The sequence below is a fragment of the Micromonospora sp. ATCC 39149 genome (assembly GCF_000158815.1).
Classification (GTDB): domain Bacteria; phylum Actinomycetota; class Actinomycetes; order Mycobacteriales; family Micromonosporaceae; genus Micromonospora.
In genome coordinates this window covers 481,988-495,927 of sequence record NZ_GG657738.1, presented here as the reverse complement: position 1 = coordinate 495,927, position 13,940 = coordinate 481,988, and the positions used below count along the sequence as shown (strand labels likewise).

The window sequence follows — 13,940 nt, the reverse complement described above, 5'->3', positions numbered from 1 at the left end:
CGTCGTGGCGGGCCGGTTCGGGGCGGGCCACCCCGGCGGCGAGCGCCACGTCCACGGGCCGTGGCTTGCCCGCGACGGTCAGCGGGGCGAGCGCCTGGTGGACGATCACCCCGGCGGTGGCGCGGCGGGTGGCGGCGCAGACCACGACGCCGCCAGGCGGGGCGTGCTCCTGGAGGCGGGCGGCGGCGGTGATCACCGAGCCGCTGGCCACGCCGTACGCGCCGTCGCGGAGCGCCGCGACGTCCACCAGCGCCTCACCGGTGGCCACCCCGACCCTGGTGCGCAGGATCGCGGCGCCGGGCAGCGCCCGCCCGTCCAGCGCACGCTGGATCTCCAACCCGGCCCGCACCGCCCGGTACGCGTCGTGGCCGTCGGACTCGCGGGCGCCGAACAGGGCCATCACCGCGTCGCCGACGTACTTCTCGACCACGCCTCCCCAGCGAGCGAGTACCCCGGCGACGGTGTCGAAGTACGCGCGCTGTAGGGCCCGGACCTCCTCCGGGTCGAGCCGGTCGACCAGCGCGGTCGAGCCGACGATGTCGGCGAAGAGCACGCTGACCGTTCGCCGTTCCTCCGGCACCGGCCAGTCGGCCAGCGTCGACGACTGTGCTCCCATGACGATCGTGGACATTGGCATCGCACCGCCTTTCCCCCCCGTTTGGTGCCTGACGACCTCAGGAGACTCCCACCACCGGTCTGACGGGGGATCGGCAGAACGACGTATGTCGTCCTACCGCAACCTTCGGTCGCAATGTCGACGCGAGGTGTACCAGTGGGGGCGAAGACCCGTAGAACGGTCCGGGGGCCTGTGACTAGGCTGCGAGCCATGGCCAGCGATGTGGACCTCGTACCACTCGTCGGCCGTGCCGACCACCTCGCGACGCTGCGGTCCGCGCTGCTCGACGGCGTGGGTCCGGGGCAGACCGCGGCGGTGTTCGTCACGGGCGAGAGCGGGGTGGGTAAGACCCGGCTGCTGCGCGAGGCGGGCGATCGGCTGCGTGTCGCGGGCGCGCTCGTGCTCACCGGCGCGTGCCTCGACATCGGGGACTCCTCTCCGCTGCACCCGCTGCTACAGGCGTTGCGGCGCTTCGACGCCGAGCTGACGGCCTCGCACGCGCGGACGTCGTCGGCGGTGCGCGGGCTGTTGCAGATGTTCGCTGCGGAGACGGCCGGCCCGGACGGGGCAGGCGCCCTGCTGGAGCGGGTCTCCCGGGGGTTGCACCTGATCGCCCAGGGCCGCCCGTTGGTGCTGGTGCTCGACGACCTGCAGTGGGTCGACCGCAGCACCCGGCAGTTGCTGCTCTACCTGCTCGCCGGGCTCGGTGACCTGCAGGTGTCGGTGCTGGCGGCGGTGCGGGCCGAGTCGTTGCAGGGCGCGCACCCGCTGCGGCGGGTGCTTACCGAGCTGCGTCGCCTGCGGTCGGTGCGGGTGCTCGACCTGTCCCCGTTGGACCGGGCGGGCACCGAGCAGTTGGCCACGGCGGTGGTGGGTGCGCCGCTGGGCGCCGAGGCCGCGGAGTCGCTGTGGCAGCGCAGCGGCGGAAACCCGTTCGTGGTCGAGGAGCTGGCGCGGGACCTGCGCGAGGGCCGCGACGGGTTGTCGGAGACGCTGCGGGAGGTGTTCCTGGCCCGGGTCGACGCGTTGCCGCAGGCCGCACACGCGGTGGTGCACGCGGTGGCCGCCGGGGTCGAGCCGGTGGCGCACTGGCTGCTGGCCGAGGTGACCCGGCTGCCGGAGGGGGAGTTGATCGACGCCGTGCGGGCGGCGGTCGCGCACCGGTTGCTGGTCGGCGACGACGACGGGTACCGGCTGCGGCACCGGCTGGTGGCGGAGGTGCTCGCCCACGAGTTGCTGCCCGCCGAGCGTTCGGTGCTGCACCGCCGGTACGCCGAGGCGCTCACGACGGCCACGGCGGAGCTGCACCAGGCGCGGCTGGCGCACCACTGGCGGCTGGCGGGGGAGCCGGCACGGGCGCTGCCGGCGGCGGTGGCGGCGGCGCAGGAGGCCGAGCGGCTGCACGGCTACGCCGAGGCGCACCGGCACTGGTCGGCGGCCCTGCAACTGGCCGGCCCGCCGGCCGCATCGGCCGATGGGGGGCTCGACGTCGACCGCGCGGAGCTGCTGCGCCACGCCGCCGAGACGGCCCACCACTGCGGTGAGCACGCCCGAGCGCTGTCCCTGCTGGAGGAGCTGGCCGCCGCCGAGGACGCGCCCCCGGCCTGCGCGTTGCACATCCGGCGGGCCCGGTACCTGGCCGCCGCCGGCCGGTCCGCGCCGGCCGAGGCGGAGTACCGGCGGGCGCTGACCGACGTCGACTGCACCCCCCGGGAGCGGGCCACCGCCGCCGCGCACCTGGCCGAGCTGCTGCTGCACCTGGGCCGGTACGCCGACGCCGGGGACCGGGCCCGGGAGGCCCTGGAGCTGGCCGCCGAGGTGGAGGGGTCCGTCTCCGAGGTGGTGCTGGCCAGCGCCGCGCTGGGCTTCAGCGAGGCGTACCTGGAGGACCCGGACGCCGGGCTGGCCGTCATGCGGGAGGCCCTCGACACCGCCGAGCGGGCCGGCCGGCCCGAGGACGTGGCGTGCGCGTACCTGCACCTGGCGGAGTTGCTGACCGGGCCGCTGAACATCCTGGAGGAGGGGGTGGTGGTGGCCCGCCGGGGTGCCGAGCGGGTGGCCGAGCTGGGGCTGGGCCGCACGTACGAGACGCGGCTGCTGGCCATCGCCACGAACGGGCTGTTCCGGGTGGGGCAGTGGGCCGAGGCGGAGAAGGTGGTCGCGGCGGCGCTGCGGCACCGCCCCTCCGGAGCGGACGCCGTCGAGCTGCTGCTGGCGCGCTGCCGCCTCTCGGTCGGGTACGGCGACATCGCCGCCGCCGACCGGGACCTGGAGGCGGTGGCCACCGTGCTGGCCGGCGGCGGGGCCCGACACGTCATCCCGCTGCTCACCCTGCGCGCCGGGCTGGCCATGTGGCAGGGCCGGCACGACCTGGCCCGGCAGGCGGTGCAGCGCGGCCTCACCGAGAGCCGCTCCGACGACGTCGGCATCCTCGCCGCCCTGGTCTGGCACGGGCTGCGCGCCGAGGCCGAGGCGCACGCCGCGCGGGCGACGGTGGACGCCACGGCGGTGCGCCGGCTGCGCGAGGTGGCCGAGCGGGTGGCCCGCAAGAGCGAGCACGCCGCCCGGCCGGTGCGCGACGTCGTCGACGGGTTCCTGGCGCTGTGCGAGGCCGAGGTCAGCCGCCTCGACGGCAGCGACCCGGCGCTGTGGGCCCGCTCGGTGGCCGCGTGGGACCGCCGCCACCACCCGTACCCGGCGGCGTACTCCCGGCTGCGCCAGGCCGAGGCGCTGCTGGCCCGGCGCAGCCGCACGGCTTCCGCGGGTCGACTGCTGCGCGAGGCGTACCAGGTGGCGCAGGGGCTCGGCGCCGAGCCGTTGAGCACCGAGATCCGTACGCTGGCGGCCCGGGCCCGGGTGGCGCTGGAGGAGCGGGGCGCCTCCGCCGACGGGCGGTCCGTGACCCGGGCCGAACCGGTGGGCGACGAGCTGGCGGTGCTGACCACCCGGGAACGCGAGGTGCTTGCCGCCGTGGCCGAGGGGCTGACCAACAAGGAGATCGGCCAGCGGCTGTTCATCAGCGAACGCACCATCGGCGTGCACGTGTCGCACATCTTCGACAAGCTCCAGGTGCGCACGCGCGTGCAGGCCAGCGCGATCTTCCTGCGCAACCGTTCCGAGTAGGTACCGAGCGACGTACGCCGTCGTCCGCTTATACGTCGTTCTACTGATCCGCCGCACAAACCACGGCTGAGAAGCTGTGCCCCGACGCCGCGGCACGGGGACGCCGCGGCGCACAGGGGGAGGACGAATGGGGATGAGCGAACCGGTCTGGGGCCCGGTACACCAGGACATCGTGGGGTTGCTCGCCGACCACCCGGCGGACGTGCCGGAGGTGGTCGACCACCTCACCAAGCTCCAGAAACTGCTGGTCCGGCTGCCGCCGCTGGAGCGTAGCTGCCCCCTCGCGGATTTCAACGAGCTGTACCTGACCATCACCACCAGCGTGCTGAACGGCCTGTACGACGACCGCTTCGCCGATCCGGTCTTCCTGGCCCGGCTCGACGTGGAGTTCGCCGCCCGCTACTTCGACGCGCTGCGCTACTGGACGGAGTCCAGCCCGGCCACGCCGAAGGCCTGGTCCTGTCTGTTCAAGCGGATGCGCGGCCCGGACGCCCGGCCGCTGCCGTCGGCCGCGGCCGGGGTGAACGCGCATATCAACTTCGACCTGCCGTTCGCGCTGGTGACCACGTTCGACAGCCTGGAGTCCGAGCCGGTCGACGGCACCGACCAGCACCGCGACTACCTGGAGATCAACCAGATCTTCGCCGAACGGATCCCGGAGCTGCGGCGCGGCTACCTGGACAACTGGCAGTTGATGATCGACATGCTCAACGGCGACATCGACGACTGGTACCAGGGCGAGCTGGTCGAGTACACCCGCAACGTGGCCTGGCGCAACGCCCAGAAGATCTGGCGCTGCCGGCACGACCCGGAGGCCCGCGAGTGTGAGCGTGTGCGGCTGGACGACAACGCCGCCGCGCTCGGCCGGCTGCTGCTCTCGCCCCTCGGGGCGTTCCTGCAGTAGCCGGGTACGGGGGGTCCCCGCGCTACCGGGGGGAGCGCGGGGACACCCCCTGTCCGTGGTGGGACCGCGGGCCGGAAGGCCACAGCCGACCACCTCGACGCCCCCGTGGACGCCTGGTCCGCGCTGAGCTGACGGCCCCGCCCCGTGAGCCGACCCCCGGCCCGGCCGTTCGGCGCTGCCCGACCCCCGGCCCGGCCGTCCGGGTCGCCGTCGCCGACCCGGGGTGCTTCCTCGCCGGTTCGGCCCGGGCGGGCGGCGGGTTCCGCCTACGGTCAGGTCAGGGCGTGGAGGGGGCGCGCATGACGCAGCGGCGGGACGGCGGGCAGCCGAGGCGGACCCGGGGCCACCGGCGTCCGGCGGCTCCGGGCGACGGGGTGGTGATCCCCGCGTGCGTGGAGCGGGCGACCCACCCCGAGCAGCCCGCCGGCCGGTTCGGCCGCTGGCTGTTCCAGCACCGGGTGCAGCCCGTCGGGCCGGGGACCGGGGAGGCGCAGAGCCGGGCACACCCGTGGTGGCAGGTGATGTGCCTGACCGGGGTCGACTACTTCTCCACCCTGTCGTACCTGCCCGGCATCGCGGTGCTGGCCGCCGGGGCGCTCTCCCCGCTGGCGACGCTGCTGATCGTGGCGCTGACCCTGTTCGGGATGCTGCCGATGTACTGGCAGGTGGCCCGGGAGAGCCCGCACGGGCAGGGCTCGGTGGCGATGCTGGAGCGGCTGCTGCCGTTCTGGCGGGGGAAGGCCTTCGTCCTCGTCCTGCTCGGCTTCGTGGCTACCTCGTGGATCATCACCATCACCCTGTCCGCCGCCGACGCCACCGTCCACCTGCTGGAGAACCCGTACCTGCCGGGGTCCTTCCCGCGCGGCACCGCCGCCGTCGTGGCGGTTACCGTGCTGCTGCTGGTGGTCCTCGGCGGGGTCTTCCTGCTGGGGTTCAGCGAGGCGGTGACGGTGGCGATCCCCCTGGTCGTGGTCTTCCTCGGGCTGAACGCGGTGATCGTCGCGGCGGGCGTGGCGGCGATCGTGGCGGACCCGGCCACGGTGGGGGACTGGACCGCCGCCCTGACGGTCGACGGGGGCGGGTTCGGCGACCTGCTCGGCCCGGCGGTGCTGGCCTTCCCACTGCTGGTCCTGGGCCTGTCCGGCTTCGAGACCGGGGTGAGCATGATGCCGCTGGTACGAGGCGACGGGCCGGACGCCGAGCGCCGGCTTGCCGCCCGGATCCGCAACACCCGCCGGTTGCTGGCGGCCGCCGCGCTGATCATGTCGGTGTACCTGGTCGCCACCACCTTCGTCACCACCGTGCTGATTCCCGCGCGGGAGTTCCAGCCGGGCGGGACGGCCAACGGCCGGGCGCTGGCCTGGCTGGCACACGAGCGGCTCGGCGAGGCGTTCGGCACGGTCTACGACATCAGCAGCGTGCTGATCCTCTGGTTCGCCGGCGCCTCGGCGATGGCCGGCCTGATCAACATCGTGCCGCGCTACCTGCCCTCGTACGGGATGGCGCCGGAGTGGGGCCGCGCCGTGCGTCCGGTGGTGATCGTCTACACGCTGATCAGCATCGCGATCACCGTGGCCTTCCGTGCCGACGTCAACGCCCAGGCCGGCGCGTACGCCACCGGGATCCTGGCGATGATGGTCTCCGGTGCGGTGGCGGTGACGATCGCGACCGCCCGCGCCCGCCACCGGTTCGCGGCGGTCGGGTTCGCCGTGCTCACCGTGGTCCTGCTCTACGCCCTCACGGAGAACGTGATCGCCAAGCCGGACGGGATCGCCATCTCCGGCCTGTTCATCGCGGGCATCATCGGCGTCTCACTGGTCTCCCGGGTCACCCGCACCACGGAGCTGCGCGCCAGTCGGATCGAGTTCGACGACGCCGCCCGTCGGTTCGTCGCCGAGTCCCTCGCCCACGACGGCCGGCTGCACCTGATCGCCAACAAGCGCCGCAGCGGTGCGGTGAAGGAGTACACGGTCAAGGAGCGCTCGCAGCGCGGCATGAATCCGGTCCCGGGCGCCGCCGACGTGATCTTCCTGGAGATCGACGTGGTCGACCCGTCGGAGTTCAGCCGGGTGCTGCGGGTGCAGGGGGTGGAGGTCGGGGGATACCGGGTGCTGCGGGCGGCCAGCCCGGCCGTACCGAACGCCATCGCCGCGATCCTGCTCGCGCTGCGCGACGCCACCGGGGTCCGCCCGCACGCCCACTTCGAGTGGTCCGAGGGCAATCCCATCGCCCACCTGCTGCGCTACCTCATCCTGGGGCGCGGCGACACCCCGCCGGTGGTGCGGGAGATCATCCGCAAGGCGGAGCGGGACCCGTCGCGTCGCCCCGGCATTCACGTCGGCGGCTGACCGCCGAGCCCGGGCGTCCGAGTCGGGTCGACCGATCCCTTCCCGGACGGGGCGGCGCGATTCGCCCAGGATGATGCGAATGAAACGTTTATTCATGTACGCCTGACTTGCCCGACTTGCGTCCGTATCGTGACTTTCGGTGGTGGCCGCGTGGTCCGTCACCCGGCACCCCGTTGCGGTGCCGCCGCGTCATTTCGTGCAGGAGAGGCAGGACCGTGATGTTCACGTACCAGGGCAACCGGCGAGCGACGCCCAGCAGGCGGCGGTCCCGGTGGTTCTTAGCCGGCGGCGTCGTGGCCGGCAGCCTGGTGGTCGGCGCGGCCGGAGTCACCGGCGTCGCCGCCCTGGCCGCCCCCCGTGCCCCCGGCGTCACAGAGCAGGGGCGGGTGGCGGCGGCCGCACGCGACGACGGCCCCGACGCGGGGCGGCGGACCGACGACGGCACCCCGGGCCGCCCCCACCGGCCCGACGGCAGGCCGGACGAGGAGGGTGCCCCCGATGGCAGGCCGGACGGGCCGGGCACGCGCCGGCCTCCCCTGCTCACCGTTCCCTGCGACTCGGCCCGGCTCATCGCCGCGCTCGTACAGGCCAACGCGGAGGGCGGGGCGACGGTGCGGCTCGCGCCGAAGTGCACCTACACGCTCAGCCACGCCTTCCAGCAGCCCGACGAGTACGACGGCGGCATCCGCGACGCCCGGGAGGCCGCCGACGCCGCCGAGAACCCCGGCGACGCCGAACGGCCGCCACGCCAGCCGGGCGACGACAACACCGGCCTGCCGCTGATCTACCAGGCGATCACCGTGGAGGGCTCGGGGGCGACCATCGCCCGGGGCGAGAACGCCGAGACGTTCCGCTTCTTCACGGTGCGCGACGGCGGCGAGCTGACCCTGCGCGACATCGTGCTGCGCAACGGCCGGTCCACCTCGGAGGGGGGCAGCGTGCACGTCGTGCACGGCGCGACGGCCGTCCTCGAACGCACCACGGTCGTCGACAGCACCTCCCTTTCGGCGAAGGAGGGCGGCGGCGGGGTCTTCAACGACGGCAACATGGTGGTCCGCGAGAGTAGGTTCATCGGCAACTCGGCCGTCGGCGTCGAGGGCAAGGGCGGCGGCGTGCTCAACGGCGGCGTGCTGACCATGTCGAAGACCGAGTTTCGCGACAACAGCGCCAACGGCTACGGCGGCGGGCTCGCCAACTACCGGGGTGCGGCGGAGGTGGCCACCACGCTCCTCGCGCACAACATCGCCGGGCAGGGCGGTGGCCTGGCCAGCTTCTCGGCCCGGACCAAGGTCGAGGACACCCGGGTCGTGGACAACACCGCCAAGGTCGGCGGCGGCATCGCCAACTCCGACGCGGTGCTGGTCCTGCGCAAACTGGTCGTCCAGGGCAACACCGCCAGCGGCAACGGCGGGGGCATCTCCAGCATCCAGGGCCTGTTGCCGATGGACGACAGCGTCGTCGCCGGCAACCACGCCCGGGGCAACGGCGGCGGCATCTTCGCCGACCGCTCCAACATCCTGGTCCGCACCAGCGAGGTGAGCGACAACGCCGCGATCGGCGCGAAGTCCACCGGCGGCGGCATCCACACCAGCGCCGGGCAGCTCTCGCTGTTCAAGAGCAAGGTGGTGGGCAACAGCTCGACGCTGCCCCCGGGCGGGATCTTCGCCGACCGGGCCCGGGTCCGGATCGACGACGCCAGCGTGGTCATCGAGAACCGGTCCACCAACTGCGCCGGCAGCAAGGTGCCGATCTCGCACTGCTTCCGCTGATCCGCCGCCTCCTCCCGCTGGCGTTTTTGGTGCGCGAATCTTGGACAATTGTCGTTCGCTCAGGACCGAACTGCCCAAGCATCTCGGAGGAGACCCACTCACCGCCGCTGTGGCGTACGAAACGGAAACGGCCCGGCCCCCGGGGAGGGGTCGGGCCGTTTCCGTGCCGTGCCGCTCGTCCTACTTGGATGGCTCAGGAAGCTCGCAGTCGACCTTCGGGTTGGCGCCGACGTAGTTCAACGGCCCGGCCACGATGGTCACCAGGATGGTGCCCGCCTCGGCGCAGTTCTTGTCGTCGCCTTTGTAGTAGCCCCGCTGCCCAGCGGCGATCGCGCCGATGACCAGCCAGATGACAAGGATGGTTCCCAGAATCGACGGGCCGCGCCGCATGGCTTCCTCCCGGGTCGTGGTGGGTTTCGAGGTGAGCCCGATGTACCCCACCACCGCGAGCAGCTAAACGGCCGCGGCTTGCTCCGCAGGCGCAACCGGGGCGGCGATGTCGGCAACATGGCCGCATCCCGGCCCACGGATCCGCACAGGTCGGCGGCATGGCGGCATCCCCGACTCACGGACCCCGTCATGTCGGCGATATGGCGGTGCCTCGGTTCGGTGACCCGCCTGCGGCTGGGCCGGCCCGGCATTCGGTCAGTCGTCGGTGCCGCCCGTCGGGAGCAACCGGCCGGCTTCGGTCGCGGCCCCGGCGAGGACCATCGCCTGCTGGGGCCAGGTGGCCAGGCTCGGCGTGGCCCGGAGGCCGGCGGTGCGGATGGTCGCCCGCAGGGTCGCCTCGTCGAGGTCGGCGAGCTGCTGGTAGGTGCGGATACCGGCGTCCTGCAACGCGGCGGCCATCTTCGGGCCGATGCCCTGGATGCGACGGAAGTCGTCGGCCGACTCGGTGGACGCCGGCCCGGCAACGGCCGGTGCGGCGTGCGCCTCGGCCTCGTCGGCGGCGGGCAGCACCGCGTCCTCGGCCGGGGGACGCGGCGCGGGGATGGCGGGCGTCGTGTCCTCGCTCGCCGCGGCCGCCTCGGCGGAACCCACGGCCACTGGCTCGACCGGCTCTGCCGCCGGCTCGACCGGCTCTGCCGCCGGCTCGACCGGCTCTGCCGCCGGCTCGACCGGCTCTGCCGCCGGCTCGACCGGCTCTGCCGCCGGCTCGACCGGCTCTGCCGCCGGCTCGACCGGCTCTGCCGCCGGCTCGACCGGCTCTGCCGCCGGCTCGACCGGCTGAGCGTTCACGGTCGGCGTGGGCTCGACAGGCTCGGTCACCGGTTCGGCGGGGCGCGCGACCACCGGATCGGCCGGGCCGCCGTCGACCGCGTCGTAGTCCCACTTTCCGTCGCCGGTCGGTGCGTCGTCGCGCGGCCCGCCGTCGACGGGGGAGGTGCCCGTTGCGGCCGCGGGGGTGCCGTCCGCCTCGGTGGGGGTGAACGCGGTCGGGTCGGCGTCGCCGAGGACCCGGCCGGGCGTGGTGGGGTCTGCGGTGTCCGCGCTGGGCCGGTCGAGGACGGCGGCCGGGGCCGATACCGCAGCCACGGCCGCCTCCGGCCGCTGCTCTTCGACGGTGGCCTCAGCGGTGGGGCTGGACGCCACCGCCACACCGGCGACGGGGTCACCCTCCACGATGGGCGTGCTGGCGGGGGACGTGTCCTGCCGGCCACGCAGCGCCCATCCGGCCGCCGTACCCACCAGCAGTGCCAGTATCACGATCAGCCATTGCCCGAAACTCGACGGCACGGCGAACCTCCCTCTTGTGAGAGTGTCGGTGAAAAGTCGCGAGAAAAATCCGTCGCAGCTTCGCACATGCGCCATCTCGACGACAGGGAGGTCCGGGGGCTTCCGGCGCTGGTGGGATGCTTCGTACCCGTGGTGGCGGCGGGATGACCGAGCGTTGCGCAGTCGTCCTCAATCCTCCTCGCCCCGGTAGGTGTAGAAGTCGTCGACGAACTTGCGTCGCAGCCGGGGCACCCGGCTGGTGATCCCGAAGTAGCCGCGTGCGCCGAGCAGCGCGAGCCGGCCGATCACGGGCCGGTAGATCCGGTCGTCGCCGCTGGTGCCGCTGCGGTGCAGCGAGTCGTGCACCCGGGCGAACCCGTACGGGAGCATGGCGGCCTCGTAGTCGGCGACGGCCTGCACCAGGGTCTTGTCGCCGGCGGCGGCCAGCCTGATCTGCCGGCAGAGCAGGGCGGCGTCGCGCAGGGCGGTGTTCGCGCCCACCCCGCGACCCGGCGTCATGGTGTGGATGGCGTCGCCGAGCAGGGTGACGGTGCTGCTCTTCCAGGCCGGTACGGGCTCGGAGGTGGCCACCCGGATGGGCAGGGCGCTGCCCGGGTCGCTGCGCGCCAGCAACTCGCGCAGGTGGGGATGCCAGTTGTGGGTGAGCTCCTGGGCGAGCCGGACCAGGTCCTCGCCGCGACGCCGCATGACGTCGGCGGGGAACCTGCGGACCGAACTCCAGATGATGAAGTTGATGTTGTCGCGGGTCGTGTCGTGGCGCAGGCCGGGCCAGCCGCGCAGCAGGTCGGCCTCGGCGGCGGCGACGCCGGGTTTGAGGTCGCCGTGGCGGTCCCACTTGAACTCCATCACGTGCAGCACGCCCATCATCCCGCCCGCCCCGAAGACCAGCGAGATGCCCTGCGCGACGCGGTCGGGCAGCAGCCCCCGGGTGTGCTCGGTCAGCGGGATCCGGGTGGCGATGTTGATGGTCCCGGCGTCCCGGATCACCGCGTGTGGCAGGTACTGGCGGCGGACCGCGGAGTGCGTGCCGTCGGCGGCGACCAGCAGGTCGCCGGTGGCGGTGGTGCCGTCGGCGAAGTGCGCGGTGACCGTGCCGTCGTCGCGTTGCTCGTAGCGGGTGAACGTCTTGTCGAACTCGACGGCGTCCTCCAGGCCGGTGAGCAGGACCTGGCGCAGGGTCATCCGGGCGACCGAGCGTTCGGTGCCGACCTCGTCGGTGTCCGGGCGCAGTGGGAACGACGCGGTCTGGCGCAGCCGCTCGGTGACCACGTTGAAGTAGCGGGGGGAGCGGGCGCAGGTGGCGACGAATATGTCGAACAGCTCCGGCGGGAGGCACTCCCGCAGCGCCTTGCTGCCGGTGGGTCCGATGCCGACCCGGTAACCGAGCAGCCCGTCGATGCGGGTGGCGTGCCGTTCGTAGACGGAGACACTGATGCCGGCCCGGCGCAGTCCGTGGGCCAGGCAGAGACCGCCGGTGCCGGCCCCGATGATCAGCACGTGCGGTGCGTTGGTGGGCATGCGTCCGACTTCCGGCTCAGCCGGCTGTGCCGGTGGCGCTGACCGACGGGGTGGCGTCCCAGCTGTAGAAGCAGCCGGCGATCGCGTCGCGCGGTGAGCGCCAGGTCGGCAGGTACGGCGAGGTGTGCGCGGAGAGCCGCTCGTTGACCTGGAGGTAGAGCGGGTGGTTGCGGGCCGCGGCGAGGGCGTCGGCGTCGACGTCGGCGGTCTCCATCAGGTGTACGCACAGGTCGTGCAGGCAGTACAGGGAGCGGTGCCGGACGCCGGTGAGGCCCGGCAGTTCCGTCGCGTCGGACTCGGCGAAGATCTGCGCCACACGTCCTTCCGCGCCGGGGATGATCCGGCTGACGATCAGTAGACGACTCATGGGACCCCTCCCGCAGGCGGTGCTCCTGGATCAAGGTCGGGCGACCACGGCACCGTTCTGCCGGCCACTATGCCGACCACTCTGTCACGTTGCCGTCACCGTGAGTGTGTTGGTGGTGACGCGCCCGGCTGGCACGGGCGGGGTCGGCACGGGGGCCGGGTCACTGTGGGCCGGGGCCGATGCGGGAGGTGGGGCCCCGGCGCGGCTCGGGGGGCGTGGGGCGGCTGGCCTGCCGGATCGGTGCGAGCGTGTCGTGCAGCAGGGCGGACATCGCCGGTGACGGTTCCAGGCGCAGTTCCCGCAGGAGCAGATCGCGGTAGGCGTAGAAGGCGTGCATGGCCTCGAAGACGTTGCCCTCGGCGAGGTGAACGCGTACGACCAGCCGGTGCGGGGTCTCGCGCAGCGGTTCCGCGGCCATGGCCTCCAGCGCCGCCTCCAGGGCCTCGCCGTGCCGTCCTGCGGCGAGGTGGTTGCGGGACACCTGCTCCAGCATGTGCAGCCGTAGCTGGCGCAGGCGTTCCCGCTCCAGCAGCACCCAGTCGTCGTACCAGCCGGGGAGCAGGTCGTGCCGGCCGGCTAGGGCGGTGGCGGCGCTGCCCGGGTCGTCGCCGTCGCGGACCCGGGCGGCGGTGCTGGTGAGGTCGTCGACGTCGAGCCGCACGCGGGGGTCGAGGCGGGTGGTATCGCCGGTGGTGACCAGGGGGCAGCACGGGTCCTGGCGCAGCCGCCACAGCGCGGTGCGCAGCGAGGACAGCGCCCGATCCTCCGACGCCTCGGGCCAGAGCAGGCCGGCGAGATGGCTGCGGGTGGCGCCGGGGCGTAGCCCGATCAGGGCGAGGACCCGTTGCAGGCCGCGGGGCACTACGACGGGGGTCTCGTCGTGCAGCAGGCGGAAGCCGCCGAGCAGGTGCAGCGAAACCTCCGGGAGGGGGTCGTCGCCCGTGGTCGGCGTGGGCGGATCAGCGGTCACGGCGGCACCCCCTGCACTGGACCTCGTCCGGACTCCTCGTGCGTCCCGGCGCGGTCGCCCCCGGGACGCCACTGTCTCCGGTGGCTCCACGCGGTGCGGCTCGGGCGCCGCGACCGCCGGGCTGGCCCGCTCGAAGATTAACAACAGTGATTACGGTGAGTCAACACGGCGTTGAGTGTGGGGCGATGTCATCGTGGACAGCGTATGCCGTTTTAACTGCGAAAACTTGTCGTCATCGAGGTCGTCATTCTCAGGCGGGGCATGGATTGTCCACAGGTTGCATCAACGGAGCGTCACAGTAGGTCGTGTTCGTCCGAGGGGTGCCGGTGACGCCTTGGTGACGGCGGTGCGCGCACCGTGGCGGCAGTCGTCCCGCGTGACGGGCGAGTCCACGCCGCGCCGTCGCGCGCCATAGGGGAGGCACGTCCATGAATCGTTCGCTGATTGTCGCCAAGGTGGGTCCGGACACGGAGAAGCGGATCGCCGAGATCTTCGCCGAGTCCGACGCCACGGAGCTGCCGCGCCTGGCCGGGGTACGACACCGCTCGCTGTACCGGCTGGGCGACCTCTACGTCCACCTGCTGGAAA

The 13,940-nt window shown here is 73.3% G+C and carries 11 protein-coding genes; 5 read left to right on the top strand and 6 right to left on the bottom strand.

Annotation, left to right across the window (positions count from 1 at the left end):
• Positions 1-637, bottom strand: a 637-nt coding sequence (locus MCAG_RS02105; protein ID WP_232290046.1) for an adenylate/guanylate cyclase domain-containing protein, incomplete at its 3' end; no start/stop codon positions are given.
• A gap of 189 nt (positions 638-826) precedes the next feature.
• Here MCAG_RS02105 and MCAG_RS02100 point away from each other — a divergent pair.
• From MCAG_RS02100 to MCAG_RS02085, 4 genes are all read left to right on the top strand, one after another.
• A complete protein-coding gene (locus MCAG_RS02100; protein WP_007071342.1) occupies positions 827-3,739 on the top strand; it encodes a helix-turn-helix transcriptional regulator in 2,913 nt (970 codons plus the stop codon).
• Between the two features lie 133 nt (positions 3,740-3,872).
• Positions 3,873-4,643 carry a DUF5995 family protein gene (locus MCAG_RS02095; protein WP_007071341.1) on the top strand — a complete coding sequence of 257 codons (771 nt, stop codon included), beginning with the start codon at positions 3,873-3,875 and terminating at the stop codon, positions 4,641-4,643.
• A gap of 299 nt (positions 4,644-4,942) precedes the next feature.
• On the top strand, positions 4,943-6,991 hold the full coding sequence (locus tag MCAG_RS02090) for a hypothetical protein (protein WP_036371968.1): 2,049 nt from the start codon (positions 4,943-4,945) through the stop codon (positions 6,989-6,991).
• A gap of 218 nt (positions 6,992-7,209) precedes the next feature.
• Positions 7,210-8,760, top strand: a complete 1,551-nt coding sequence (locus MCAG_RS02085) for a membrane protein (RefSeq protein WP_036371965.1) — start codon at positions 7,210-7,212, stop codon at positions 8,758-8,760.
• Positions 8,761-8,940: 180 nt separating this feature from the next.
• On the opposite strand, the gene MCAG_RS02080 is transcribed toward MCAG_RS02085, so the two are convergent.
• The 5 genes from MCAG_RS02080 to MCAG_RS02060 form a co-directional block, all read right to left on the bottom strand.
• Positions 8,941-9,150, bottom strand: coding sequence for a hypothetical protein (locus MCAG_RS02080; protein WP_007071338.1), 210 nt, complete (start codon positions 9,148-9,150; stop codon positions 8,941-8,943).
• A gap of 255 nt (positions 9,151-9,405) precedes the next feature.
• Positions 9,406-10,497 carry a helix-hairpin-helix domain-containing protein gene (locus MCAG_RS32010; protein ID WP_036371962.1) on the bottom strand — a complete coding sequence of 364 codons (1,092 nt, stop codon included), beginning with the start codon at positions 10,495-10,497 and terminating at the stop codon, positions 9,406-9,408.
• Between the two features lie 168 nt (positions 10,498-10,665).
• Positions 10,666-12,015, bottom strand: coding sequence for an NAD(P)/FAD-dependent oxidoreductase (locus tag MCAG_RS02070; protein WP_007071336.1), 1,350 nt, complete (start codon positions 12,013-12,015; stop codon positions 10,666-10,668).
• Positions 12,016-12,031: 16 nt separating this feature from the next.
• Positions 12,032-12,382, bottom strand: a complete 351-nt coding sequence (locus MCAG_RS02065; RefSeq protein ID WP_007071335.1) for a TcmI family type II polyketide cyclase — start codon at positions 12,380-12,382, stop codon at positions 12,032-12,034.
• 160 nt (positions 12,383-12,542) lie between these two features.
• Positions 12,543-13,352, bottom strand: a complete 810-nt coding sequence (locus tag MCAG_RS02060; protein WP_007071334.1) for a BTAD domain-containing putative transcriptional regulator — start codon at positions 13,350-13,352, stop codon at positions 12,543-12,545.
• A 428-nt stretch (positions 13,353-13,780) separates the two neighbouring features.
• Here MCAG_RS02060 and MCAG_RS02055 point away from each other — a divergent pair.
• Positions 13,781-13,940: TcmI family type II polyketide cyclase (locus MCAG_RS02055; RefSeq protein WP_007071333.1), on the top strand; the 160-nt coding region annotated here is incomplete at its 3' end.

Excerpts from the sequence above, each read along its gene's own strand:
- MCAG_RS02095 (WP_007071341.1), top strand. The coding sequence starts at position 3,873 with ATGAGCGAACCGGTCTGGGGCCCGGTACACCAGGACATCGTGGGGTTG.
- MCAG_RS02070 (WP_007071336.1), bottom strand. The coding sequence starts at position 12,015 with ATGCCCACCAACGCACCGCACGTGCTGATCATCGGGGCCGGCACCGGC.
- MCAG_RS02090 (WP_036371968.1), top strand. The coding sequence starts at position 4,943 with ATGACGCAGCGGCGGGACGGCGGGCAGCCGAGGCGGACCCGGGGCCAC.
- MCAG_RS02080 (WP_007071338.1), bottom strand. The coding sequence starts at position 9,150 with ATGCGGCGCGGCCCGTCGATTCTGGGAACCATCCTTGTCATCTGGCTG.
- MCAG_RS02065 (WP_007071335.1), bottom strand. The coding sequence starts at position 12,382 with ATGAGTCGTCTACTGATCGTCAGCCGGATCATCCCCGGCGCGGAAGGA.
- MCAG_RS02100 (WP_007071342.1), top strand. The coding sequence starts at position 827 with ATGGCCAGCGATGTGGACCTCGTACCACTCGTCGGCCGTGCCGACCAC.
- MCAG_RS02085 (WP_036371965.1), top strand. The coding sequence starts at position 7,210 with ATGTTCACGTACCAGGGCAACCGGCGAGCGACGCCCAGCAGGCGGCGG.